Raw genomic sequence first — 25,534 nt, forward strand, 5'->3', positions numbered from 1 at the left:
TTATTTATTTGCGGGGCTTTATATGTCTTTAAGTTTAAATCAGCGTAGCTATGCATTGAAAAAGCGTACGCTTAAAAATCATCTGCTTCTATCATCATTGAAATGGTCAATTTTGAGTATTGGCTTATCAGTGGGAGTTTTAGCTCAGGTAGCTTCAGCTGAGTCCTTACTCAATGTGAATCAATCGCCAGCAACTGTTGCGCAGCGAAATAGTAACTTTGAACAAATTCTTGAGCAAATTCGTGCTTATCAAGCCAACCAATCCAATTGGCAAACCCAACAACAGATGGCGAATGTACAGCTCAAACAAAGTGCTTTACGTGTCAATCCAAGCATTTCAATTGAGCAAACTGGTTTACAGAGTAATCAGGATCAAGAGCTTGCCATTGGTATTTCACAGCCATTAGATTTATTTGGTCAACGTCGTGCAGCACAAAAAGTTGCTCAGCTTTCAGCAACTCAAGTCGATTTAGAACAGCAACGCTACAATGCTGAACTTGAATTGATTGTGCAATATGCATGGTCACAAGTGGCATTATTTCAATTGGAAAAGTCTTTGATTGCAGAGCAATTACAAGTCAGCCAAGAAAATTTAGACGCAACGATGAAGCGTTATCAAGCTGGCAATATAGCTCAAGTTGATGTTGAGCGAGTTCGTATTTCACATTTAGAAAATCAGCGTATTTATCAACAAGCAGATCTACAACTTCGAGTTGCACAGCAGCAATTAGCAAGTTTTTGGGGCAGTGACCTTAATCAATTTGTGATTGCTCCAAGTGTCAATGAGCTTTGGTCTCGTGCCACAGTCGTAAAAACTGACCGACAAGATATAGAGAATTTATTTGAGCGAGGTTTGCAATTAGAAACTCAGCGTCAACAAGCCAATGTTGATCAGCTCAAAGCAAAATCTCGTCCTCAACCGATTATGTCTTTAGGTGTAAATCGGACACGTTCGGCAGATCAAAATACTGAAAATCAAATTCGTTTAGGGGTGGAGATTCCGCTCAATATTTTTAACTCACAAAAATACGGTATTCAGATTGCGGAAGCGAAGCAAACACTGATTCAACAACAACAACGTTTTTATCGTCATCAAAATCAGTTGGATATTGATGTTCGTCTTGCCGAACTACGTGGATTACAAACGCAATTTAAACAGTTAAATGACCAACAAGTGCCTTTAGCGATACAGGTTCAGCAAAAAACTTTGCAAGGTTTTCGCTTAGGTAAATTTGCTGTTACGGATGTGCAACAAGCCACAACTCAGTTACAGGATGTCCGTTTACGTAAAGTTCAACTCCTTAAACAAGCTTGGCAATTGAATGTGGAAGTACAAAGTGCACGTATGGGGCTTCCAGTAGAGCAGATCACAGCGAAAGATGCCTTAATGCAATTAAATCAACGCGTTTGGCAACAAATTAACGCTTTTCCAAGCCAAGTAGGAGAATAAGAGATGGATATGAAACAAAAAACACGTTCTCAATGGCTTTGGATCGCTGTGATTGCGGTACTCACAATTGTTTTGGCAGTAGGACTATTATGGAATAACAAAACCAAGACTTCTGAAACTGCCGCACAAGGTGAGCAGGAACATGCCCATCAAGAAAATGAAAAAGATGAATCTAAACACGATGAAAAGGATGAGGAACATGAGGCTGACGAAAGCCTTAGCCTAACAGCAGAGCAGATGCAACAGCATAGTGTCAAATTGGCGCAAGTGGCTTTGGGTGAAGTGAATCAGGTTCAAACTTTTCCTGCAAAATTGGTGGTGAATACAGATCGCCAAGCGCATGTTTCACCAAGTTTTGCTGGTCGTGTTGAAGCAGTTTATGTTGAATTAGGTCAACAAGTGAAACGTGGTCAGGCTTTAGCAAACTTATTAGTACCAGATTTAGTGGATCAGCAAGCGAATCTACAAATTGCTCAGACAAATTTGGATTTAGCTCAGCAGGATTATGAGCGTGAACGTAGTTTGTGGTCGCAAGGCATTTCTGCCAAACAAGACTATCAACGTGCTTATAATGCTTATCGTCAAGCACAGATTCAGGTCCAAGCAGCACGTTCACGTCTTAGCGCCTTTGGTGCAGCTTCTGGTTCAAGTGGTCGCTATACGCTGACTGCACCGATCAGTGGTGTGATTAGTAATAAAGACATTGTTATTGGTGAGAATGTTCAACTTGCAGATCAACTATTTACCATTGATCAGTTAGATCAACTTTGGTTGGAATTTGTGTTACCAACCGTAGCGAATATCAATGTACAACCCAATCAGCAGATTCGATTTAAATCACTGCAAACAGGCAATCTGTTTAATGCCCAAGTTCAAAGTTTAACGACTGAAGCTGATGCACAAACAGGTCGTTTACAGATTCGTGCCAAAGTGCTGTCAAATGCAACTGAATTACGTCCAAACTTGATGGTGAATGTTGAATTGCAAGCAGGTTCAAAAACATCTGCAATTCGCGTAAGTTCTGAAGCGATTCAGCAGGTGGACGGTAAAGATGTCGTTTTCGTTGCCCAACCGAATCAGAAAAAGGGTTTTGATTTCAAAGCGATTCCTGTTCAGATCGGTCAACGTACCCAAGATGGACAATGGGTCGAAATTACCCAAGGTTTGAGTGCGGGCCAGTCTTATGTAGCAACAGGTAGTTTCTTGTTGAAATCAGAACTTGAAAAAGGGGAGGCTGAACATGGGCATTAACTCTCCTCAATTCCCCAAGCCTGAAGGTTTATTTGATCGATTGATTCAATTTTCGATTCGTAATGCCATTTGGGTGATGCTATTTGTGATGACGTGGATTGCAGTTGGTATTTGGAGCTATCAAAAGCTTCCGATAGATGCAGTTCCTGATATTACCAATACTCAAGTACAAATTAATACCCAAGCGAATGGTTATACTGCCTTAGAGGTAGAACAGCGGATTACCTATCCGATCGAAACTGCGATGGCAGGTATTCCAGATCTAGAACAAACCCGTTCGATTTCTCGCTATGGCTTATCGCAAGTAACCATTATTTTTAAAGATGGCACCGACATTTACTGGGCAAGACAGTTAATTAATCAACGTTTGCAAGAGGCAGACGGACAATTGCCAGATGCGGTTGATCCTGTGATGTCACCGATCTCTACGGGGCTTGGAGAGATTTACCAATGGGTGGTCAAAGCTAAACCCGATGCAAAAAAAGAAGATGGAACGCCCTATAGTGCGATGGACTTACGAGAAATCCAAGATTGGATTGTGCGTCCACAATTACAGCGTGTTAAAGGTGTGGCTGAAATTAATAGTATTGGCGGCTACAACAAAACCTATATTGTTTCACCTGATTTAAAGCGTTTACAGCAGCTTCAAATCTCCTTGCCAGCGTTCCAAACTGCGTTGCAAGAGAACAATGAAAACCGAGGCGCAGGTTTTATTGAGGAAAATGGACAACAACTAACGGTACGTGTGCCGGGTATGCTCAGTACAGTTGAAGATATTCAAAACATTACTGTCTCGGTTAAAAATGGTCTACCCATTCGTGTTGCAGATGTGGCTTCAGTGGCGATCGGACATGATTTGCGTACAGGTGCTGCCACATATAATGGCGAGGAAACCGTGCTTGGTATCGCTATGATGATGATGGGTGAAAATAGCCGTACGGTTGCCCAAGCGGTTGATAGCAAGATCAAGGAAATTCAGCTGACTTTACCCAAAGGCGTTGAAATTGAAACGGTGTATGACCGTACGAGCTTAGTAAATAAAGCCATCAAAACGGTTCAGAAAAACTTAATAGAAGGCGCGATTTTAGTCATCGTGATTCTGTTTATTTTCTTGGGCAACTTCCGTGCTGCTTTGATTACTGCCTGTGTGATTCCGTTGTCAATGCTGTTCACCTTAACGGGTATGGCTGAACAAAATATCAGTGCCAATTTAATGAGTTTAGGTGCATTAGATTTTGGGATCATTGTTGATGGTGCAGTGGTTATTGTCGAAAACTGTATTCGACGGCTGGCGGAGGCACAGCATCATGCTGGACGCTTACTCACACGACAGGAACGCTTTAAAGAAGTCTTTTTGGCAGCCAAGCAAGCACGGAAACCACTCCTATTTGGTCAGGCCATTATTATGGTGGTGTATTTACCCATTTTTGCTTTGACAGGTGTAGAAGCGAAAATGTTCCATCCAATGGCAATGACGGTGGTAATGGCATTGTTGGGTGCGATGATTTTATCGGTAACATTTGTACCCGCTGCGGTTGCATTGTTTATTACAGGTGAAGTCAAAGAAAAAGAATCTCGTTGGATGCAAGGCTTAAAACGTAAATACCAACAGATTTTGGATGGGGCATATCAATTCAAAATGGTGTTGGTGGCTTTAGCCGTGAGCATTTTGGTATTAACAGGTGTACTGACGACTCAAATTGGCAGTGAATTTGCGCCACAACTGAGTGAAGGAGATTTCGCCTTACAACAAATGCGTTCGCCAAGCACAGGCTTGGAGCAGTCTTTACGTATGCAGGAAAATACTGAAAAGTTAATTATGAAGAATTTTTCAGAAGTCAAAGCGGTATTTGCCAGAACGGGGACAGCTGAAGTTGCGACCGATGTGATGCCGCCGAATATCTCAGATGCCGTAATTTTGTTAAAACCGCGTGATCAATGGGAAAATCCGAAAGAAACCATTGATGAATTGCGTAGCCGTATGCAGGCATTTTTGGAAACCATCCCGGGTAATAACAGTGAATTTTCACAACCAATTGAACTCCGTTTTAATGAATTGATCTCAGGTGTACGTAGTGATGTCGGGATCAAAGTCTTTGGTGATGATATGAATGTGCTGAACACTCAAGCACAGGCGATTGCACAAAAAGTACAGAAAATTTCGGGTGCAACTGCGGTCAAAGTGGAACAAACCACAGGTTTGCCAGTGCTTAATGTGGATATCAATCATGCATTAGCTGCGCAATATGGCCTGTCGGTAAAAACAATTCAGGATGTGGTTGCGGCGAGCGTAGGTGGTCAAAATGTTGGACAGATTTTGCAAGGTGATCGTCGTTTTGATTTTGAAATTCGTTTGCCCGATGAACAACGCACAGTACAGAACTTAGCGCAGTTACCTATTCAATTGCCGAATGGTGGTTTGATTCAATTGCAAGATGTTGCCAAAGTGGAAACGATTTCAGGCATGAGCCAAGTCGGTCGTGAAAATGGTAAACGCCGTGTCATTGTCACCGCAAATGTGGAGGGGCGTGATCTGGGTTCATTTGTGCAGGAGTTACAAGCGACATTAAAACAACAACCTCTGCCAGCAGGCTATTGGCTAGAGTTTGGTGGACAGTTTGAAAATCTGGCTTCTGCGGCGGCTCGTATGCAAATTGTGATCCCACTGGCATTAATTACCATCTTTATTTTATTGATGGCAGTGTTTCATAACTTTAAGGAAAGCCTGTTGGTCTTCAGTGGTGTGCCATTTGCGTTGTCAGGTGGATTAGTCGCACTTTGGTTGCGAGATATTCCATTGTCGATGTCAGCAGGTGTTGGATTCATTGCGCTCTCTGGTGTTGCAGTACTCAATGGTTTAGTGATGCTGAGTTTCATCAAAGAGCTTCGTGAGCAGTTTAATGTACATAAAGCGACATGGCAGGGAGCGATTCTCCGATTACGGCCCGTTCTGATGACCGCCTTCGTGGCATCGTTGGGTTTTATTCCCATGGCGATTGCTACAGGCACAGGTGCAGAAGTACAACGCCCATTGGCGACAGTTGTAATAGGTGGGATTATTTCTTCTACTTTACTGACATTGCTGATTTTGCCTGTAGTTTATCGCTGGATGAATGAAGCTAAAGAAGCAAAAAGTCAGGAAACCGCAATCTAATCCATTTATGTTATCTTCTTAATTAAGCATTTTATTAAGAAGAATCTGAGCCGATCAAAGCATGATTCATGCTTTGGTCGACTGTGGGGCTGAACAGCCTTACTTTGATAATGATAAGGAGTCCAACATGAGTGGACATCAAGGGCATGATCATAGTCATGCTGCCGTTACAGAAGGCAATGCAAAAAAACTAACGATTGCGCTAATACTGACCACGACTTTTTTAGTCATTGAATTTATCGCAGGTATCATCACACAGAGTTTGGCATTACTTTCCGATGCTGCACATATGTTTACTGATGCCGCTGCATTAGCGATTGCTTTAGCTGCGATTAAAATTGCCAAACGCCCTGCTGATGATAAGCGTACCTTTGGTTACCAGCGTTTTGAGATTTTGGCGGCATTATTTAATGCATCTATGCTATTTTTTGTGGCGATGTATATTCTTTACGAAGCCTATCAACGTTTTACCCAACCGCCCGAAATTCAAAGTATAGGCATGTTGGTGGTCGCATCAATTGGATTAATCATTAATTTGATTTCAATGAAAATTTTGATGTCGAGTGCGACTGAAAGTTTGAACATGAAAGGTGCTTATTTAGAAGTGCTGAGTGATGCATTAGGTTCTGTGGGTGTGATTATTGGTGCTGTGATTATCTATTACACCAACTGGTATTGGGTTGATACCATAATTGCAGTTGCGATCGGTTTTTGGGTCTTACCAAGAACATGGATTTTGCTCAGGCAAAGTATCAATATTTTATTAGAAGGTGTACCTGAAGAGGTTGATATTGAAAAGTTACGCACCGATCTGTTGGGTTTAGATGGTGTTGAAAGTATCCACCAATTAAAGGTTTGGGCGATTACATCGAAGAATATTCATCTTACCGTACATTTGTTTGCACCGAATGTTGATCGTAATCAGCTACATCGTGCTGCAATTGAAATGTTATCGCATGAACATGGTATTGCCGAAGTGACTTTGCAGATCGAAGATGATGCTGAAATGAATTGTCAGCATACTCATCAACATGTTGAAGATGAACAACATACTCATTCACATCAGCACTAAGCTGATGTGAATTGGAATTTAGAGCAACGTGTTAGTTTTGCCATTCGTGATTACAGTCACGGCATTTCCAATGCTTTTGCGCTTGCATAAAAGCCTGCATTGAAATTTTGAAATCAGGCAAATCTCGCCAAAATAAGATGCCCGCGATTACACAGACAATAAATACTGCAACGGTCGCAATTTGCAGGCCTTGACCAGCGCCATGCCCAAAAATCCACATTGCAACACTAATTAGCACCAGCACCAGTAAAATAAAAATAGCAGGCACTAAAAGTACCAAGCTTTTAGGCACATTAGGGCGAGGGCTATTTGTACCCTGACTGACAGGCATAATTTTAACGCTTTGGCATTTAGGGCAACGATATTGCATAAAGGTTTCCTATAGTATTTTGTTTATTTTAGCGAAAAATGTATAAAAGCCCAAATGAGCGTGAAAGGTTTAGGTCCTTAACTTTATTTTTTAAACTCGCTATTGCAGTCCTTGTACATAGTCCAAAATTTGTTGCTGTTTTTCGCCATCTAAAATGATCAAACATTTGAGCCAATTCAGCCAGTTCTTCACTATTGGCATAAAAATAAGCCAAAGGTACATCTAAAATTTGGGCAATCAGTTCTGCGGTATTGGGTTCAATAGTATGAACGCCATTTTCATAACGATTAATACGATATTGGCACTAAATTCATCTAAGCCTATAGCAATATTTAAGGCTTCCTGAGTTAATTTTTAGATTTCTGTGTTTGCTTTAGTCTTCTACAAAATTTTGTTTTTGCATCTTCAATCATTACAACAGGTCATACGATAAAAATAAGAAAATCGTAAATTTAAGATTGTGGGTTCTAACATTTTTAGTATAATTGTAATATTCGTATGTTTTGAAAATTAATATGCAAGCGTTGGATAATATTTATATAAAAAGATTTTTAATTTTTACAGGACTTTGGATGTTTTATGTTTGGATGGCGTTTTTCTTAAATGATAAAATGTTATCAATGGTCAATATATGGGGAGTGATTAATTGGCTTATCTTTTGGATTATTCCTGTTGTTAATCATATTTATCTTGTTGGGAAGAATAAACCTGCGATCAAGATAGTAAACTGGTTTTTTTCGATATTTTATATGATGTATTTATACCCTATTTTTAATGGTTTTGTTGGTCAGAAATTAGTTGTCCAACCTGCTTATATTATTTCTATGTATTGTTTTATTATTGCCATGAAAGATACTTTTATGGACCCTATACATAAAAAATAAAGAAATATTAAAATCAAAGGCTTTATTCTTAAAGGGGTGCTTATATGTGGATGATAGCTATTATTGCTTTTGGTACAATAATTGGTGGACCTATCGGATTCTTTGTTGCAGTGGGTATCGTTATCTGGATGCAGGTTGAAAAGGAAAAAACATTTCAGGGCAGCTCTGGAAATACCCAACAGGAACAACAAAAAAGTTATCAGCAGACTGAAACTACAAAATCAGAAATTGAACTGCTCACACCCTGTATCAGTATTTTGCGTCATTTTGCCCTGAAATATGAACCTGAATGGACCTCGGAAAAAGTCAGATATATTAAAAATCTATTTAGTGATATTTGTAAGACATCAGCAGATGAATTATATTTGCGTAATCAGCTTAAATCAACGAGAACACCATTCTTAAGTGAAGTTATTTCAAGTTGGCTGAAACTTAATCCCTCTCAAGATGACCGAAAAATTATTTTTAATGCTGTTGTTATTTTATTGGTGAATACTTCTAATGATATTGGTTTAATTGAAAAAGATAGTTTAGATTTTGGTACAATCATTGGTTTGGATTATCGCTATTGTCAGATTTTTTTATCAGAGATTTTATCAGATCGACAAGAGAATCAATCGCAAAGCTCATCTGGTCATACTGAAAGTATGCTTGAACAGGCAGCAAAATGTTTAGGTATCTCTGTTCACGCCAATATAGAAGAAATTCAGAAAGCGTATCGTTTAAAGATAAAAGATTTTCATCCTGATCGTAATATCAATGTGACCCCAGCAGTGAAAGAAATGTTGCAAGAACAGGCTCGATTAATTAATGATGCTCGTGATATTTTATTAGCCAATAAATAAAGCATGTGGCAGGATGTCATGTTACCTACCAAACTTCTAAAATTACGATTAGCTCGCATCGAAAAGGGAGAAGGTCATCTTTCGACCCAAGACAAGCTAATGTTGGTTAGCATGGAGAGTCCTGATTTAAGTGCAAATTTCTTTTTAAGATTGTTTAAAGTCTCATTACCAAAGCAATGGAAATTCCAGCATGAGACAGATGAAGATATTCTATATACATCACAACTTATCAAATTAATTGAAAACGAATTTATTCCAAGTTATGAAGCTCATGCCAGAAAACATGCATGGTATGAACAATGCTTGGTTTATCAGCTTAATTTTGTTGTGCCTCAACCGACACAGCCACAAATCAATCTTTATTTACGTCAGCTAGATAAATGTTTAGATCAACAACCTAAGATTGATTTATTGCTTTATTTTCAACAGCAATATCCAAGTGCAAAACATGCAGTGGCTTTAGCAAAAGCCTATGCAGGTGCAGAACAATATACGGAAGCAATCAAACAGCATGAATGGGCTTCACAGCAGTCTATACAGCGGAGTGAAATTGCTTTTTATGCATATATAGAGTGTTTGGTAAATCGCAACCAGTCTGAGTACATGCTCAATGTAAGCGATGTTGAATATGCAATAGATTTACTCTCTAAATTTGAAAAACCAGTTGATCAAAAAACCTATCTCAAAACGTTGAAATCTGCGGTAAATGCTTTGTTGCCAGCAGTGATACTACAAACGCAAGCGGTAGAAACGAATATTTTGGCAGATGTTGGGCGTAGCTTAAATTCACTGGGCAAGTCAATCGGCGGAATGCTGGGCGGACGGGATTTTCAGCTTCCTTACAATAAAGAAGTGATTGCAAATGCACCACAACTTTTAACTCATCCGCTCGTATTCGCAGGTCTTGCAGAATCTAGTGCGATACAAAATGCTCTATTACGTCTTTTGAAAAATGATCAACAATCGGCTGATAACCTATTGTTAAAGTTATGGTTGGCTATTCAACAAGATCTGGATATTTGGAGATGGCTGGTCGAGCCGATTCAACGTGAACAATTTATACAGGCTTTATCTAAAGTTGAATATGAACAACAGCCGACCATTATTTCAGGGCCGATACAACTGGTCCTAGAGCAAGGGCTGATGCAATTCTTGGGTGACTTTCGTCTTGATAAACAACACTCTGAAAGACCTGCTTTATATGAGCAGCGAGATATTGTCGTCAATGAAATGGTGAGCTTTACTCACATGTTCCACAAGAATATTTTAGAACCTTATTTGGTAAAGCAGCGTTCTTGCTCGCAACAATTACAATTGAATTGGATGGGTAAATTGAGTGAAGTTGCACTTTCAAGTGGTTTATTTGCTTATCAATTTGAAGCTGAACATCGTGCACAAGCTTTATTTGATTGGATGCAAAAAAAGCTAGAGAAGGATAATGATTTTGATAAAATGCAAGCCGCTTGGGTGGCATTGCGAGAAGTTAGTCATTTAGAGCGAGGCGATATAGAGCAAAAACTTGTTTCTATTGAAATTGCGCTAGAAAAGTATAAACAACTTCGTCTGAATCAAATGTTATTAAAAGTAGATACGGATGAAAAAGTGCAGTTCGAAGAAGGTGAAATGTAACGTTTTCTGAAACATATTTAGAAAATGGACGATTAAATTAATTTAAAAGTGTGCAACAAAAAGACGCAAATTGCGCTAAATAGCATGCTAATCTACATAAAAACAGCCAATAAGTTTATAAAACAGATTGTTGCTCATATCAAAATTGAGTTGCTGAGAAAGGGAAGAGGGAGAACATCTTGAATCGACAAGATGATAAAAAGGCGATGTTCGATATTATGCCTGCAGATATAGAGTCATCTGATGAAAAACCGTCTTTATCACGTCGGTTAATCAATAAGACATTACAGCACGCACAAGATGCTGTTGAGTTTGCGAGTGACACCTCTCGTAATATTGCAGGTGTTGCAGATGCCGCCTTAGATGCCTTAGATCAAGTTACCCATCATACCAAACGTGGTGTTGAAGGGATGCGAAATACTGTTCGTGATATGGTATCAGAAACCAGTGAAGCAGCGCGTCAAGTTGCGTTAGCAATGGCACGTGCATCGTTAGGAAAAAGTAGTCTCACCTTATATTTGCCTGAAATGCTGCTCAATAATCAAATTCGGAAACGTATGGATCGTTCTGAAATTGATGATATTAAAATTGAATGTGGCAATGATCGCTTTCATATCGAATTAGATGGGCACTATCGCCGTTTCCTATATCGTCTGTCTTTAGAGTTCAATGTTTTAGAATGTCGTATTGGGCAGGAAAAATATTTACGTCTTTGTCAGGTCGATGAGCATCTGGACTTACAAATTCGTCATGGTGGTACTTTAACAAATTGGGCAGCAAGACGTGTAGGTAATATCAGCTTTGAAGTGATTAATTCCTTACCGATCCCATTTTTGATCAATCACCTCATTCGTGATGTGCCAGGGATTCAAAAAGAAGGGCATCGTTTATGGTATATCGACCTTGAAGAAGCGGGTTTTATTGATTTCATTAATAACCGCTCATGGATGGTCGATAAACTATTAAGCTTGACTGATTTCAGTATTTTGCCAGGACTTAATATTTTGCAAGAGAGTCGCGAATTGGTTCAACAATTAGTTGATCAATTTGAGATCCGAGGCTTACGTGTTCAGTCTGGACGTTTAGAAGTCCAAGTTGGAATTGGAAGTGAGTAGGCAATAAAAAAGCCACTGTCAATGCAGTGGCTTTTTAGAATTTGGCGTCCCTACGGGGATTCGAACCCCGGTTACCGCCGTGAAAGGGCGATGTCCTAGGCCTCTAGACGATAGGGACTTATATGAGGCATACATCTGAAAACAATAATAAATATTGGCGTCCCTACGGGGATTCGAACCCCGGTTACCGCCGTGAAAGGGCGATGTCCTAGGCCTCTAGACGATAGGGACGTTTCAGAGGTGGGCGTATATTAGGGTGAATTAGGTAGGGTGTCAAACACTTTTCCAAAGAAAATCTAAAAAAAACTTATGAGTGTCTAAAAATAAAACATATCGTAGAATAAATAATCAAAATAAAGAAGTTGAAGTAAAATTATCAAGCAAGTTAATTTAAGTTAAATAAAAAATGCAGCCTAAGCTGCATTTTTTATTCATTATAATTTTATGTACGATCACGGTAGAAAACGTAGTAACTTAAATAACAAGCGGCAATAAACAGTAAGCATCCAATAAAACCAGCCTGCATCTCAGGATCGTATGCCATGCTGAGACCTGTAATTAAACAGAAAACAAAACCTAAGATGGGAACGATTGGATAAAGTGGTGCAGCAAATTTTAAATCTTTTGCAGAATGTCCAGCCTTGTACCATTGGCGTCTAAAGTTAAACTGACTCCAACAAATACTCATCCACACGATGACCATGGTAAATGCAGCAACACCTAGTAAATTTTTGAAAATTGTCTCTGGGGCAAAATGCTCAGATAGCAATCCGGGAATTGCGCCAAACATGGTTACCACTAGCGCGATGATAGGCGTACCACTCTTAGACAATTTTGAGAATATACTTGGCAGTTGGCGTTGATCTGATAAAGACCACATCATGCGAGAAGCCGCATAGAGACCTGAGTTTGCAGCGGATAATAAGGCAGTAATAATCACGAAGCGAATAATATCGTCGGCATATGGAATACCGATGTATTTAAATACCGTTACGAAAGGACTGCTACTCACTCCGTCACCGCCTAAGCCAGCTACATGGAATGGAAGTAATGCACTAATAACAACAATCGTACCCACAAAGAAAATTAATAGTCGCCAAATTGCTGCATTAATTGCTTTAGGAACATTTTCAGCTGGATTTTTGGTTTCACCTGCGGCAACACCAATGAGTTCAGTTCCAGAAAAGGCAAAGTTAACAATTAACATCGTGGTGAAAATTGGAAAAAGACCTTGTGGAAACCAACCATGTGCCGTTAAGTTATGAAATAACGGTGCTGATTCAGTGCCTTGGAATGGAATGAAACCAAAAATTGCGCATAAACCTAAAAGGATAAAGGCAATAACGGTAATGACTTTGACTAATGCAAGCCAAAATTCCGATTCAGCAAAAATGCGGGTTGAACTTAAATTTAATCCTAAAATCGTAATTGCAAAAATAATGGTCCAAATCCACATCGAAATATGAGGGAACCATTCTTGCATGAGTAAGGCTGCGGCAGTAAATTCTGTACCAAGCGTTGCGGTCCATGTCAGCCAATACAGCCAAGAAATCATATAACCCGTTCCTGGGCCAATATATTTTTGAGCGTATGCGCCAAAAGATCCAGCCACAGGCATATGTACTGCGAGCTCACCTAAACAGAGCATGACCATATAGGCAATTAAACCACCTAAAAAGTAGGCAATAATTGCGCCGATAGGACCCGTTTGAGCGATGACCTCACCAGAACCTAAAAATAAACCTGTACCAATTGCACCGCCTAATGAAAGCATAACTAGGTGACGGGTGCTCATTGCACGTTTTAATGTTTTTGATTCAGAGGTAGCATTTGAGTTGGAAGATTGCATACCACAATTTGTCCAAGCGTGGAGAAGCGGGTATTTTATGTAAAATTTTGAAATGTGCAATCTGAATGAATGAATGTTTAGTTGAAAATTATAATTTTAATTATTTTGCATAAAATATGGCGTCCCTACGGGGATTCGAACCCCGGTTACCGCCGTGAAAGGGCGATGTCCTAGGCCTCTAGACGATAGGGACTTATTGAGGCAACACAAATTGAAGTTTGGTGGAGCCAAGCAGGATCGAACTGCTGACCTCTACAATGCCATTGTAGCGCTCTACCAACTGAGCTATGACCCCAGTCTGTGTGAGCGCAATATTAGGGCGAATGCGCTCACACGTCAATGATTAAACTGAATTAATTCTCACTATTTGCATCATTTTTCGGCAGTTTTAGTGATTCGTTTAATTTTTCCCAAACTTTGAGTTCTTTCTTGCTTGGTCCACCTACGATTTCTAAGGCATGACGTAAACGTGCAAAAGTCAAATCAGGACCGAGTGTTACCATAGATTGCATCACAGGCGTTGAACTCGTTGAACCCGCAATCGCAATAAAGAATGCTGGCATAAAGTCACGAAGTTTAACTTCCATTTGAGTGGCTAAATCCATCAGCGTTTGGCTGACAGTATCATTATTCCACGTAAACTGACTTTCTAAGCGCCAAATTGCAAATTGTAAGCTTTGACGAACTTGTTCTTCGGTCAATTTTTTGCTTTCAAACTGTTCTTTACTGATTTGTGGCATGTGATTGAAATAGAAACCAGCCCAATTCACAGCTTCTGAAAGTAGATTGATACGAGGTTGAATCGCAGCTGCAATGTCTTCAAGTGTTTGACGGTCGCTTTTCCATGTTAATAGGCGATCTAGAAGTTGCCCCGGTGTTAAGCCTTTGATCCATTGACCGTTCAGCCAATTAAGTTTTTCAACATCAAAGATTGGGCCGCCCAATGAAACACGCTGTACATCAAAGTTTTCAACCATGTCCTGTAATGTGAATACTTCACGCTCATCAGGCATTGACCAACCCATGCGACCTAAATAATTCAATAATGCTTCTGGTAATACACCGATGTCGCGATAGTAGTTAATAGAAGTTGGGTTCTTACGTTTAGACAGCTTTGATTTATCTGGGTTACGTAACAATGGCATGTGACATAAGGTTGGCATTTCCCAACCGAAGTATTGATAAAGCAATTGATGCTTCGGTGCCGATGGCAACCACTCTTCACCACGTAACACGTGAGTGATTTCCATCAAATGATCATCCACGACATTAGCAAGATGGTAAGTTGGTAAACCATCCGTTTTTAGCAACACTTGCATGTCAACTTGTGCCCAAGGAATCTCCACTTCACCACGAAGCAAATCATTAATCTTACAAATACCATCTTCAGGTACTTTCATTCGAATGACATGTGGTTCACCCGCAGCAAGGCGTTGTTGTACTTCTTCTTGTGAAAGCTTTAAGCCGCGACCATCATATTTTGGCGTTTCACCACGTGCTTGCTGCTCTGCACGCATTTGGTCTAGCTCTTCAGCTGTTGCGAAACAATAGAAAGCATGTCCTTTTTCAACCAAATCTAAGGCATATTGCTTGTAAATACCCATACGTTCCGATTGACGATACGGTGCATGAGGGCCACCCACATCTGGACCTTCTGACCAGTTCAATCCTAACCAACGTAAAGAATCTAAAATCATCTTTTCTGATTCAGGTGTTGAACGGAGTTGATCTGTATCCTCAATACGTAAAATAAATTCACCGCCGTGCTGTTTAGCAAAACATAAATTAAATAACGCAATATAAGCAGTACCTACATGAGGGAAACCTGTAGGAGAAGGCGCAATACGGGTACGAACTTTCATAAATTATCGAAGCTTAAATTAAAATTGAAACTATTATAACGAAAAAGCCTAGTCACAGCATGACTAGGCTTATTTAAACATGTAGAGCGTTACATATTTAAAAGATCAAGATGTATGCGGTTGAAAAATAGTCTGAACAAAGCGTGAAAAACGTTCGTGTTGGCTTGCAAAGAACGTTTGTGTTGGTGTTGTACGGATCGTATTCAACATTTTTAATTCGTCATCTGTTGAAGGCAACATCGCCGTATTACGTTTTTGTTGATCAAGCGCTTTCACAATTAACGAAGACGATTTGTCTATCGTTTTAATATTATTGTTTTCTTTAATTGCGGCTGCATGTCCAACTTGAATAGAACACACCAAAAATAAGCTTAAGCATAGTGTTTTTTTAAGTTTTGATGCTTGCACGGTAACATCCCCTTCATGACTTCGAGTCTACAAGACTAACTAAATGACTATAGTATTGCTTTAATCATACGATTCAAACATAAATTTTAATAAAAAAGTATAACTACGTCACACTTTTTACAAAAAATAATAAACAAACACACTTTTGGGTATTGTAAGCCTGATGGCTAGAATATGTACAAATCAAATCTAACAAGGAAATGTGTAGAAAAAGTGGAGAATGATAATTTTTCTCAAAATAAAAATAACATGAATAAACACTTAGCATTTTAACTGCAATACATCCTTAATATTACGATATATAAAAAAAAGAATAATTTCTAAATTATTGATATAACTATATGATTGTAAATTATTTTTAAATAAATATAGTGATCATAAATATACAGAAAATGAGTGAATAATAAATGAAAACAGTGATCGCCGCAGCATTACTTGCTTTGGGTTTAAATAGCATAGCGCAGGCAGCTACAACGTTTTTAAATGTATCTTATGATCCAACACGAGAGTTTTATCAAGAATATAACCAAGCATTTGGTCAATATTGGAAACAGCGTACAGGTCAAGAGGTCGATTTTAAACAATCGCATGGTGGTTCAGGCAAACAGGCACGATCGGTAATTGATGGTTTGCAGGCTGATGTTGTGACATTGGCTTTGGCGAATGATATTGATGAAATTGCGAATGCAGGTCTCATTCGTAAAGATTGGCAAAAACAATTTAAAAATAATTCTGCACCTTATACATCAACGGTAGTATTCCTTGTCCGCAAAGGAAATCCGAAAAATATTCGTGATTGGAATGATCTTACCAAAGAGGGTGTCGAAATTATTACTCCAAATCCGAAAACAGGTGGAGCACCGCGTTGGATTTATTTATCGGCATGGGGCTATGCGTTGAAACAACCCGGTGGTAATGATGCTAAAGCCCGTGATTTAGTGAAAAAATTATACCAAAATGTCAAAGTACTTGATTCGGGAGCGCGAGGTTCTTTAACTACATTCGCTGAGCGAGGTATAGGCGATGTGTTACTGTCATGGGAAAATGAAGCTTTATTGGCGACCCAAGGTTTAGGTAAAGATAAATACGATATTGTTTATCCATCAATTTCGATTTTGGCTGAGCCTTCAGTTGCGATTGTAGATAAAACCGTGGATAAAGATGGTAATCGCAATTTAGCACGAGGTTATTTAAATTTTCTTTATTCACCATTAGGGCAGGAACTTGCAGCAAAACATTATTTCCGTCCACGTAATCCGCAAGTTGCAGCAAAATATGCGAAACAATTTCCAAAGATCAAACTCTTCAGCATTAATGATGTATTTGGTGGATGGGCAAAAGCGCAAAAAACTCACTTTATAAATGGTGCGATTTTTGATCAAATTTATGCAGATAAACAGTAAATAAATTATATATAAAATTTGTGATTGAATATGAGAAAGCAAATACATGGAGTATTTGCTTTTTTGTTGCATAAAAAATGATAAGAAAACGGTTTTATCTATGAAAAGTTAAGAATTCTCTACAAAAAGTCGTTTGGTACTGGGATAAAACAAGGTGATAATGTGCAGTTACATTTTTAGCTATTGATCCTATTGTTATGTCGCATATTTCTGTCTTACTTCATGAAACCGTTGATGGCGTATTGGCAGGTCGCGATACTGGTATTTTTGTCGATGCAACGTTTGGTCGAGGAGGGCATACCAAGCTCTTACTTTCCAAATTGGATCAAAATGCACGTGTTTACGCCTTTGATAAAGATCCTCAGGCACTTGAAGTTGCCGCACAATTAGAACAAGAAGATCCACGGTTTAAAATTATTCATGCCAGTTTTGCCGATATTCAGGCGGAATTAACAAATATTGGAATTACCGAAGTTGACGGCATTATGGCCGATTTGGGTGTGTCTTCACCGCAACTTGACCAAGCAGAACGTGGGTTCAGCTTTATGCAAGATGGCCCACTAGACATGCGTATGGATAATTCTCAAGGTTTAACTGCGGCTGAATGGTTACTTGAAATCGAAGAAGAAAAATTAGCCAATATTATTTTTCAATATGGTGAAGAGCGTTATAGTCGCCGTATTGCCAAAGCCATTAAAGTGGCAGGCGAAATCACCACAACAGCGCAATTAGCTGAAATTGTTAAGGTTGCACATCCAAAGTGGGAAAAGCATAAACATCCTGCAACGCGTACTTTCCAAGCGATTCGTATCGCAATTAACAAAGAGCTTGATGATATTGAAACGTTTTTACCGCAAGCTGTAGAATTGTTGAAAGTACAAGGACAGTTGGCTGTGATTAGCTTCCACTCTTTGGAAGATCGTTTGATTAAACAATTTATTCAAAAAGAATCAACTTTAGCGGAAGATCATGGTTGGGGAATGCCTCAAGCACAGATTGATACTCGACGTTTAAAGAAAGTGTCTCGTATTCGTGCGAGTGAAGCAGAAGTAAAAGCAAATCCTCGTTCACGTAGTGCATGGTTACGTGTAGCAGAGCGTTTAGAACAGAAAGGCAGATAATGAATAAAAAGAATGATGATGAGATCATATCTAGCAGCAAGAAAGGACTGAAAAAAGTTGTAGTGTATGCTGTGCTGATTGCGATGGTATTCACAAGCGCAATGATGGTGGTCTTTCAAGTGTTTGAATATCGTCATGATTATCGTGATTTAAGTGCTTATATGCGTGAAAGAGACGATCTGAATGCAGAATGGGGGCGCTTGCTGATTGAACAACAAACGTTTGGTGCAACTGCGCAGATTGGCTCTCGTGCTGTTACACAATTGCGGATGTTTTCACCACCCGCAGCACAAACGGTTGTGATTTCTTTACCTATGACTTCAAAGCAAGACAAATAAGGCATGCTGTATGGCAGATAAGCGAAGTAAACCAATACGAAAAAAACAGCAGTCCATTTCTGAAAGACCAACACTTGCTTTAGACATGTGGCGATTTTATTTGCTTTGGGGCACGGTGTTACTGTGCTTTATTGTGTTGATTGCACGTGCATTTTATGTGCAAGTGGTCAATAAAGACTTTTTACAAAATAAAGCGAATGCCAATATTTTACGTACAGAACGCCTAGAAGCAATGCGTGGTGTGATTAGTGATCGCCACGGAGTGCCTTTAGCGATTAGTACACCGATTATGAAAATTGTGATTGACCCACGAGATTATTGGGAAACGAAACAACAATTTGATGAAATTACTGCCGAATTAAAAAAAGATCCACATAACCGAAAATTAAAACGTCAATTACCTGATAAAAACTTGAATTTAGATGAGTTGGCTGATGTGGTTGGTGTAGACCGCGCTGATCTCAAAAAGCAAATGGAAGCTCGTCCACGCTCACGTTATTTGGTACTACAAAAAGAAATTCCACCACAGCAAGCGGACCTCATTACCAAGCGAAACTTTCAAGGGGTTTACGCCGAAAAGACGTATAAACGTTACTATCCACAACCGCAGCCGAATGCACAAATTATTGGTTTAACCAATAGTGAAGGGGTTGGGGTTGAAGGTTTAGAAATGCAACTGAATAAACAGTTGTCAGGCGTCGATGGTGAACAAAAAATTATTCGGGATAAAAAAGGTAACCGTCTTAAAGTTTCAGAAGTGATTAAAGAAGTCGAGTCAGGTGAAAATGTCACACTCAGTATCGACTCACGTTTGCAATATATTATGTATCGTGAATTGACAGCTGCTGGTGTTGCAAATAATGCTCGTTCGGCAACTGCTATTGCTGTAGATGTAAAAACTGGTGAAATTTTAGCAATGACCAGTTGGCCGTCATATAACCCAAATGATAAAAATGGTTTAGCCAACAAAGATGCAATGCGTAACCGTGGTGCAATTGATATGTTCGAACCGGGTTCGACCATGAAACCATTTACCGTTGCGGCTGCCTTAGAAAGTGGCAAATACACGCCAAACACAATCGTTAATACCTCACCAGGTTCAATGAAGTTGGGATGGCATACCATTCGTGATACACACAACTATGGTGCATTAACCCTGACAGGTATTATTGTTAAATCATCTAATGTGGGTTCAGCAAAACTCGCATTGTCACTACCAAAGGATGCAGTACCTTCATTCTTCCGTCGTGTTGGTTTTGGGCATCGTTCTGATGTGAAATTCCCAGGCGAGAGCGCAGGTTTGTTGTATTCTGGTGATAAGTTGAACCCGTCTCAGTTGGGTACGATGGCGTATGGTTATGGCTTAAACGCAACCATTCTCCAAGTTGCACAAGGTTATGCGATGCTCGCAAACCATGGTGTGGAAATGCCATTAAGTCTAAGGAAATTAGATCAAGCACCTCAAGGTAAGCAAGTTCTTGATCCTAAGATTGCAGATCAAGTGTTATTGATGCTTGAGCAGGTTACTATGCCTGGTGGTACAGCTACACAGGCCAATATTCCTGGTTATCGTGTTGGTGGTAAAACAGGTACGGCACATAAATTACGAGCTGACCGTAAAGGTTATTCGAGTAATGAATATCGTGCTTTATTTGCTGGGGTTGCTCCAGTGAGTGATCCTCGTCTGGCGATGATTATCGTCGTTGAAAATCCTCAAGGTCGTTATTATGGTGGTCTCGTCGCAGCGCCCGTTTTTGCGAGAATTATGCAAGAATCGCTACGATTACTGAATGTACCTTTAGATAAACCACTTGATACCTCTATAAAATCCAATCCGTAGGTAGATTATGTCGATTAGTTTTCAGCAGATATATCCGATTCATATCGATGCGGCTTGGTTCACTCAGCCTTTTCAAGGCTTTTGTCTAGACAGCCGTAAGATTGAAGTTGGGCAAATTTTTATTGCTTTAAGTAGTTATAGCCAACCTGAAAAAACCCGTCAATTTGCACAAAATGCGCTGAATGCAGGGGCATTGGCGGTTATTAGTGAAACAAGTTTGGGGCTTGCGAACGAGTGGGTTTGCCCTGAAGTGCGTTTTCTTATGGGTGAATGGCAGAAGCAATATTTACAAGCGGTCGATCCTGTAGAGCCATTACGTGGTATTGCAGTCACAGGTACCAATGGAAAAACTACCATTTCACGTCTGATTGCAGAACTGATAAGTTCACAAATGAAAGGCTGTGCAGTGATGGGGACAACAGGCAATGGTATCTTGCCAAACTTGACCCCCTCAACCCACACCACTTTAGATGCGCTGCAATTACAGCAGGCATTGCATGATTACGCTAAACAAGGGGCTAATTTTGTTGCACTTGAGGCGAGTTCCCATGGTTTGGAACAAGGTCGTCTGAATGGTTGCGATCTTGAGATAGCAGTTTATAGTAATTTAAGTCGTGATCATTTGGATTATCACGGTACTTTAGAGGCTTATGCAGAAGCTAAGGCGCTATTATTTAAATTTGCCACTTTAAAAGTCGTTGTGATTAACATCGACGATGCACATGCAAACATGATGCTGACTGCTGCAAAAGAGAATCCATCAAAACCAAAAGTTTTGACTTACTCTTTGACTCAAACTTCTGCGGATTATCATATTGATCATTTGCAATATCGCTTGAGTGGTGCAAGTTTTACATTGATTAGTCCAACAGGTACATTTGCTGTGCAAAGCCCATTGCTTGGACATTTTAATGTAGAAAATTTATTAGCAAGCTTGATTGCGGCAGAATATGCTGGTTTTTCGCTTGCTGATTTAGTGCAGTTCGTTCCGCAACTTAAGGGTGCCCCAGGGCGCATGCAAGTCATTCAAGATGCGGATCGTCTATTTGTCGTTGATTATGCACATACACCTGATGCATTGATTCAGGTGTTAACCACATTGAAACGTCATGTCACTGGACAATTATGGGCGGTATTTGGCTGCGGTGGTGATCGCGATCGCGGTAAGCGTCCTTTAATGACTCAGGCTGCGCTTGATCATGCTAATCCTGTGGTTCTCACCTCGGATAATCCACGAACTGAAAACCCTGAACAAATTTTTGCTGATATGAAGCAGGGAATTGATTTTGCAGAACACAGCGTACATGAAATTCATGATCGTCGTGAAGCGATTAAATTTGTGGTCGCTCAAGCTCAAGCTGGAGATATTGTAGTGATTGCTGGCAAAGGTCATGAAAACTATCAGGAAGTAGATGGAGTTCGTCACTGGTTTGATGATGTAGTCGAAGTGCAATCTGCGATTAATGCTCAGCCGCATCCTGTAGATTCAGCTTATCCTGCACACTAAGGTTAAAAGGTAAATAAAGCGTATGCATACTTCAACAACCAGCACCGTTCCACTAGAACCTTGGACAGCAGAGCAATTACAACAAGCGACTCAAGGTGAATGGCATAATCATAAGATTCCACAAAGCGAAATTAAGCGTATTTTGACTGACTCTCGTCACGCTGAGGCGGGCGATGCATTTCTTGCTTTAAAAGGTGAGCGCTTTGATGCTCATAACTTTATCGCTCAAGTGGCGACGCAAGGGTGTGAGATTGCAATTGTAGAGCGCCCAATTGATGCAGATATTGCACAACTCGTCGTCAAAGATACGCGTTTGGCTTTAGGTCATTTAGGTGCTTATCGTCGCCGACAAAATCCACAGTTGAAAGTGATTGCTTTAACAGGCAGTAGTGGTAAAACCACCACGAAAGAAATGTTGGGTAGTATTTTATCCCGTTTAGCACCAACCTTGATCACGCGTGGCAATCTGAATAATGATTTGGGTGTGCCGATGATGTTGCTAGAACTGCGTCAGGAGCATCAATATGCTGTGATGGAGTTGGGTGCCAGTCACCAAGGTGAAATTGATTATACCTCTAATCTGGTGCAGCCACATGTGGCGGGGATTTTGAATATTGGTACAGCGCACTTGGGTGAATTTGGTGGCCGTGAGGGCATTTGTCGCGCTAAATCAGAAATCTATTCGCATATTTTGTCTAATGGGATATCGGTCGTTCCCGCTGATGATGATTTTACAGCGGCCATTCGTGAAAATGCTCAAGCTCATTCAATTCTGAGTTTTGGTCAGGGGGGAGATGTGTTTGCGACAGATGTTGAATTGCATCCTCAATCAGCAAAATTCAATTTACATACTCCACAGGGCATCAGGACAGTAGATCTACCGTTTGCAGGTGCACATAACGTACAAAATGCCACTGCTGCGACTGCATTTGCCTTGGCAATTGGGATTGCGCTTGATGATATTGTACAAGGCTTAGAACAAGCACAGGGTGCCAAAGGGCGTCTGAATTTTATTCAACACCAAAATCACTTATTCATTGATGATACTTATAACGCCAATCCAACTTCAATGCGTGCAGCAGCAGAAGTTCTTGCTCAACAAACGGGCATTAAAGTGATGGTAATCGGGGATATTGGTGAGCTTGGAAGTACAGCAGCGCAACAACATTATTTGTTGGGTCGAGATTTGGTTTCGATGCAAGGTATTCATTTTGTAGTTGCAGTGGGTGAATTCTCACCTGCCACTCAAGAAGGTGCAAGAAGCACACAATACGGTAAAAAATTACAAGCTTTTCTGAATCAGGGGCAAGCTTTGTCATTTTTAATGAGTTTAGTAGAGACACATCAACCCCAGCACATGAGTTTCCTATTTAAAGGTTCTCGCTATACCCATATGGAAACGTTGATGGCTGACTTGATGGAGAAGATTTAAATGTTGTTATGGTTATTTGAACAATTGGCAGGCTATAACAGCTCTTTCCAAGTGGTTCGTTATTTAACATTACGCTCTTTGTTGAGTGTATTAACTGCTTTGACCATTGGCTTGGCTTTAGGACCTGTGATGATCCGTAAATTACAAGCCTTAAAATATGGTCAGGCAGTAAGCTCATTTGCTCCTGAAAATCATGCGAAGAAGATGGGAACACCAACGATGGGTGGGATCTTAATTCTGCTCTCAATCGGTATTAGTACCTTATTATGGGCTGATTTATCAAACCCTTATGTTTGGATTGTATTGGGTGTTATGGTGGTCTTTGGTGCTGTTGGTTGGGCAGATGACTGGATTAAAGTGCGTTATAAAGATAATGCTGGTTTACCTGCACGTAAAAAATTCTTTTGGACTTCTGTGGCATCATTAGGTGCTGGTATTGCTTTATATCTAATTGCAAAACAACAAGATAATCCAATGAATACTGCAAATATGCTAGATTTGCTGATTCCCTTCTTTAAGAATCTCTCCATTCCACTTTCAGCGGTGCCATTTGGTCTAGCATTTATTGTTTTCACTTATTTGGTGATTAATGGGGCATCAAATGCAGTCAATCTGACGGATGGATTGGATGGACTGGCAATTATGCCAATTGTCATGGTTGCAGCAGGTTTGGGCGTATTTGCCTATTTATCAGGTGATATTCGTTTTGCCAATTATTTGCATATTTCCTATGTAAAATATACCTCTGAACTGGTTGTGGTGTGTTCAGCCATGGTTGGCGCAGGTCTGGCTTTCCTTTGGTATAATGCGCATCCTGCTCAAGTATTCATGGGTGATGTCGGAGCTTTGGCACTTGGTGCGATGCTGGGTACAATTGCTGTTATGGTCCGCCAAGAAATCGTTTTTGCGATTATGGGGGGGGTATTCGTAATGGAAGCCGTTTCTGTATTTTTACAAATTGGTTCATTGCGAATGCGAAATAAGCGCGTTTTCTTGATGGCACCTTTACACCATCATTATGAAAAACAAGGTTGGAAGGAAACACAGGTTGTTATTCGTTTTTGGATTATTACCATTTTCCTTGTTGTGTTAGGCTTAATGACCTTAAAGTTGCGTTAAACCATGATTCAAAAAGAAGCTGGTGATCACCAGCTTTTTTTTATGTTTGGAGAAAATAGATGAATTTATTGATGTGTCCTGTTTGTCGCCAATCATTGAATTTGGTTGAGCGTTCTTGGCGTTGTGAAAAAGACCATCATTATGATGTCGCCAAACAAGGTTATGTCAATCTACATGTGGTACAGCATAAGCATAGTAAGACACCAGGGGATACTGCAGAGTCGGTATTGGCCCGTCGTGAATTTTTGCAAACAGGTGCTTATCAGCCGTTACAGCAGGCGATTGTTGAACTGTTGCAGCGGCTCAAGCCGAAAACTATTTTAGATATTGGTTGTGGTGAAGGTTATTACACCAGTGCGATGCAAGCGCATACTCAACACTGTATAGGTGTGGATATTGCTAAAACTGCTGTACAACGAGCCGCAAAACTCAACTCCAAAGTCACGTGGGTTGTTGGGACGGGTGCAACATTGCCCGTACAGGATCATTCAATCGACGTATGCACTAGTTTATTTAGTCCAATTCCACAAGAAGAGATCACGCGTGTTCTTCAAGGGAATGGTCATCTGATTGTGGTGACACCTGCACCTCGACATCTCTATAGGTTGCGTGAAGCTTTATTTGAGCAAGTAAACTTACACGAACCAGAAAAATTTTTAGAACAGCTAGATGGTCAATTTGAATTGCAGCAACAACAGCTTGTAGAGAGTGCAATCGAGTTAGATCAACAAGCGCTAAAAAATTTGATTGCTATGACACCTTATGCTTATAAAGCGAATCCTGAACGAAGAATGATTTTAGAACAAGAACAGCATTTCTTGGTAACAGCCGCTTTTCAAATTTATGTATTCCAAAAAAGAAAGAAGCCATCAAATTGATGGCTTC

19 protein-coding genes, 4 tRNA genes and 1 pseudogene are annotated in these 25,534 nt (G+C 40.0%); 16 read left to right on the forward strand and 8 right to left on the reverse strand.

The features are described from left to right. Positions 1-22 precede the first annotated feature (22 nt). The 4 genes from IEV17_RS09275 (at position 23) to IEV17_RS09290 (ending at position 6,927) form a co-directional block, all read left to right on the forward strand. Positions 23-1,450: a TolC family protein gene (locus IEV17_RS09275; RefSeq protein WP_004660094.1), complete on the forward strand. Its 1,428-nt coding sequence runs from the start codon at positions 23-25 to the stop codon at positions 1,448-1,450. Positions 1,451-1,453: 3 nt separating this feature from the next. Continuing rightward, a complete protein-coding gene (locus IEV17_RS09280) occupies positions 1,454-2,701 on the forward strand; it encodes an efflux RND transporter periplasmic adaptor subunit (RefSeq protein ID WP_004660095.1) in 1,248 nt (415 codons plus the stop codon). After that, the gene (locus IEV17_RS09285) at positions 2,691-5,855 is read left to right on the forward strand and encodes an efflux RND transporter permease subunit (protein WP_004660097.1); all 3,165 of its coding nucleotides are present in this window, start codon (positions 2,691-2,693) and stop codon (positions 5,853-5,855) included. Before IEV17_RS09280 ends, IEV17_RS09285 begins: the two co-directional genes overlap by 11 nt. Positions 5,856-5,982: 127 nt before the next feature. Continuing rightward, positions 5,983-6,927, forward strand: coding sequence for a cation diffusion facilitator family transporter (locus IEV17_RS09290; RefSeq protein ID WP_034600869.1), 945 nt, complete (start codon positions 5,983-5,985; stop codon positions 6,925-6,927). Between the two features lie 31 nt (positions 6,928-6,958). Here IEV17_RS09290 and IEV17_RS09295 read toward each other — a convergent pair whose 3' ends face one another. Next, positions 6,959-7,297: a zinc-ribbon domain-containing protein gene (locus IEV17_RS09295; protein ID WP_004660100.1), complete on the reverse strand. Its 339-nt coding sequence runs from the start codon at positions 7,295-7,297 to the stop codon at positions 6,959-6,961. Between the two features lie 515 nt (positions 7,298-7,812). Between IEV17_RS09295 and IEV17_RS09305 the strand changes: the two genes are divergently transcribed. From IEV17_RS09305 to IEV17_RS09320, 4 genes are all read left to right on the forward strand, one after another. Continuing rightward, positions 7,813-8,181, forward strand: coding sequence for a hypothetical protein (locus IEV17_RS09305; protein WP_034600873.1), 369 nt, complete (start codon positions 7,813-7,815; stop codon positions 8,179-8,181). Between the two features lie 44 nt (positions 8,182-8,225). Further along, the gene (locus tag IEV17_RS09310; RefSeq protein ID WP_004660103.1) at positions 8,226-9,026 is read left to right on the forward strand and encodes a J domain-containing protein; all 801 of its coding nucleotides are present in this window, start codon (positions 8,226-8,228) and stop codon (positions 9,024-9,026) included. 18 nt (positions 9,027-9,044) lie between these two features. Next, positions 9,045-10,655 carry a hypothetical protein gene (locus IEV17_RS09315; protein WP_004660106.1) on the forward strand — a complete coding sequence of 537 codons (1,611 nt, stop codon included), beginning with the start codon at positions 9,045-9,047 and terminating at the stop codon, positions 10,653-10,655. 179 nt (positions 10,656-10,834) lie between these two features. Next, on the forward strand, positions 10,835-11,770 hold the full coding sequence (locus tag IEV17_RS09320) for a hypothetical protein (protein WP_004660107.1): 936 nt from the start codon (positions 10,835-10,837) through the stop codon (positions 11,768-11,770). A gap of 42 nt (positions 11,771-11,812) precedes the next feature. On the opposite strand, the gene IEV17_RS09325 is transcribed toward IEV17_RS09320, so the two are convergent. The 7 genes from IEV17_RS09325 to IEV17_RS09355 all read right to left on the reverse strand — a co-directional run bounded on the left by IEV17_RS09325 (position 11,813) and on the right by IEV17_RS09355 (position 15,832). Further along, positions 11,813-11,888: transfer RNA gene (locus IEV17_RS09325), tRNA-Glu, on the reverse strand. A gap of 37 nt (positions 11,889-11,925) precedes the next feature. Next, a tRNA-Glu gene (locus tag IEV17_RS09330) sits at positions 11,926-12,001 on the reverse strand. Between the two features lie 211 nt (positions 12,002-12,212). Further along, on the reverse strand, positions 12,213-13,619 hold the full coding sequence (locus IEV17_RS09335) for an amino acid permease (protein WP_004660109.1): 1,407 nt from the start codon (positions 13,617-13,619) through the stop codon (positions 12,213-12,215). Between the two features lie 117 nt (positions 13,620-13,736). Then, positions 13,737-13,812, reverse strand: a tRNA-Glu gene (locus tag IEV17_RS09340). 26 nt (positions 13,813-13,838) lie between these two features. Further along, a tRNA-Ala gene (locus tag IEV17_RS09345) sits at positions 13,839-13,914 on the reverse strand. Between the two features lie 58 nt (positions 13,915-13,972). Next, positions 13,973-15,481 (reverse strand): glutamate--tRNA ligase, encoded by a 1,509-nt coding sequence (gene gltX, locus IEV17_RS09350; protein ID WP_004660111.1) that lies wholly within the window; start codon positions 15,479-15,481, stop codon positions 13,973-13,975. 105 nt (positions 15,482-15,586) lie between these two features. Continuing rightward, positions 15,587-15,832, reverse strand: coding sequence for a DUF4179 domain-containing protein (locus IEV17_RS09355; protein WP_413772447.1), 246 nt, complete (start codon positions 15,830-15,832; stop codon positions 15,587-15,589). A gap of 464 nt (positions 15,833-16,296) precedes the next feature. Between IEV17_RS09355 and IEV17_RS09360 the strand changes: the two genes are divergently transcribed. The 8 genes and pseudogenes from IEV17_RS09360 to IEV17_RS09395 all read left to right on the forward strand — a co-directional run bounded on the left by IEV17_RS09360 (position 16,297) and on the right by IEV17_RS09395 (position 25,527). Then, positions 16,297-17,292 carry a sulfate ABC transporter substrate-binding protein gene (locus IEV17_RS09360; RefSeq protein ID WP_004660116.1) on the forward strand — a complete coding sequence of 332 codons (996 nt, stop codon included), beginning with the start codon at positions 16,297-16,299 and terminating at the stop codon, positions 17,290-17,292. 197 nt (positions 17,293-17,489) lie between these two features. After that, complete coding sequence (gene rsmH / locus IEV17_RS09365; protein ID WP_004660118.1) at positions 17,490-18,413, forward strand: 16S rRNA (cytosine(1402)-N(4))-methyltransferase RsmH; 924 nt, start codon at positions 17,490-17,492, stop codon at positions 18,411-18,413. Beyond that, on the forward strand, positions 18,413-18,751 hold the full coding sequence (gene ftsL / locus IEV17_RS09370) for a cell division protein FtsL (RefSeq protein ID WP_004660120.1): 339 nt from the start codon (positions 18,413-18,415) through the stop codon (positions 18,749-18,751). The genes rsmH and ftsL overlap by 1 nt, the downstream gene beginning before the upstream one ends. A 10-nt stretch (positions 18,752-18,761) precedes the next feature. Continuing rightward, positions 18,762-20,595: pseudogene (gene ftsI / locus IEV17_RS09375) on the forward strand (penicillin-binding protein PBP3). Positions 20,596-20,598: 3 nt separating this feature from the next. Beyond that, entirely contained in the window at positions 20,599-22,098 is a 1,500-nt protein-coding gene (locus IEV17_RS09380; protein WP_004660124.1) for a UDP-N-acetylmuramoyl-L-alanyl-D-glutamate--2,6-diaminopimelate ligase, read from the forward strand. 22 nt (positions 22,099-22,120) lie between these two features. Continuing rightward, positions 22,121-23,530 carry a UDP-N-acetylmuramoyl-tripeptide--D-alanyl-D-alanine ligase gene (locus IEV17_RS09385; protein WP_004660132.1) on the forward strand — a complete coding sequence of 470 codons (1,410 nt, stop codon included), beginning with the start codon at positions 22,121-22,123 and terminating at the stop codon, positions 23,528-23,530. Beyond that, on the forward strand, positions 23,531-24,649 hold the full coding sequence (gene mraY, locus IEV17_RS09390; RefSeq protein ID WP_004660135.1) for a phospho-N-acetylmuramoyl-pentapeptide-transferase: 1,119 nt from the start codon (positions 23,531-23,533) through the stop codon (positions 24,647-24,649). A 59-nt stretch (positions 24,650-24,708) separates the two neighbouring features. Then, complete coding sequence (locus tag IEV17_RS09395) at positions 24,709-25,527, forward strand: methyltransferase (RefSeq protein WP_004660137.1); 819 nt, start codon at positions 24,709-24,711, stop codon at positions 25,525-25,527. Positions 25,528-25,534 lie beyond the last annotated feature (7 nt).

Source organism: Acinetobacter modestus (assembly GCF_014636095.1).
Lineage (GTDB): Bacteria > Pseudomonadota > Gammaproteobacteria > Pseudomonadales > Moraxellaceae > Acinetobacter > Acinetobacter modestus.

What these genes read in the sequence shown, in the direction of transcription:
- IEV17_RS09315 (WP_004660106.1), top strand. Translation starts at nt 9,045, where the DNA reads ATGTTACCTACCAAACTTCTAAAATTACGATTAGCTCGCATCGAAAAG.
- IEV17_RS09305 (WP_034600873.1), top strand. Translation starts at nt 7,813, where the DNA reads ATGCAAGCGTTGGATAATATTTATATAAAAAGATTTTTAATTTTTACA.
- IEV17_RS09275 (WP_004660094.1), top strand. Translation starts at nt 23, where the DNA reads ATGTCTTTAAGTTTAAATCAGCGTAGCTATGCATTGAAAAAGCGTACG.
- rsmH (WP_004660118.1), top strand. Translation starts at nt 17,490, where the DNA reads ATGTCGCATATTTCTGTCTTACTTCATGAAACCGTTGATGGCGTATTG.
- IEV17_RS09395 (WP_004660137.1), top strand. Translation starts at nt 24,709, where the DNA reads ATGAATTTATTGATGTGTCCTGTTTGTCGCCAATCATTGAATTTGGTT.
- IEV17_RS09280 (WP_004660095.1), top strand. Translation starts at nt 1,454, where the DNA reads ATGGATATGAAACAAAAAACACGTTCTCAATGGCTTTGGATCGCTGTG.
- IEV17_RS09290 (WP_034600869.1), top strand. Translation starts at nt 5,983, where the DNA reads ATGAGTGGACATCAAGGGCATGATCATAGTCATGCTGCCGTTACAGAA.
- IEV17_RS09335 (WP_004660109.1), bottom strand. Translation starts at nt 13,619, where the DNA reads ATGCAATCTTCCAACTCAAATGCTACCTCTGAATCAAAAACATTAAAA.
- IEV17_RS09380 (WP_004660124.1), top strand. Translation starts at nt 20,599, where the DNA reads ATGTCGATTAGTTTTCAGCAGATATATCCGATTCATATCGATGCGGCT.
- gltX (WP_004660111.1), bottom strand. Translation starts at nt 15,481, where the DNA reads ATGAAAGTTCGTACCCGTATTGCGCCTTCTCCTACAGGTTTCCCTCAT.
- IEV17_RS09285 (WP_004660097.1), top strand. Translation starts at nt 2,691, where the DNA reads ATGGGCATTAACTCTCCTCAATTCCCCAAGCCTGAAGGTTTATTTGAT.
- IEV17_RS09295 (WP_004660100.1), bottom strand. Translation starts at nt 7,297, where the DNA reads ATGCAATATCGTTGCCCTAAATGCCAAAGCGTTAAAATTATGCCTGTC.
- IEV17_RS09360 (WP_004660116.1), top strand. Translation starts at nt 16,297, where the DNA reads ATGAAAACAGTGATCGCCGCAGCATTACTTGCTTTGGGTTTAAATAGC.
- ftsL (WP_004660120.1), top strand. Translation starts at nt 18,413, where the DNA reads ATGAATAAAAAGAATGATGATGAGATCATATCTAGCAGCAAGAAAGGA.
- IEV17_RS09385 (WP_004660132.1), top strand. Translation starts at nt 22,121, where the DNA reads ATGCATACTTCAACAACCAGCACCGTTCCACTAGAACCTTGGACAGCA.
- mraY (WP_004660135.1), top strand. Translation starts at nt 23,531, where the DNA reads ATGTTGTTATGGTTATTTGAACAATTGGCAGGCTATAACAGCTCTTTC.
- IEV17_RS09310 (WP_004660103.1), top strand. Translation starts at nt 8,226, where the DNA reads ATGTGGATGATAGCTATTATTGCTTTTGGTACAATAATTGGTGGACCT.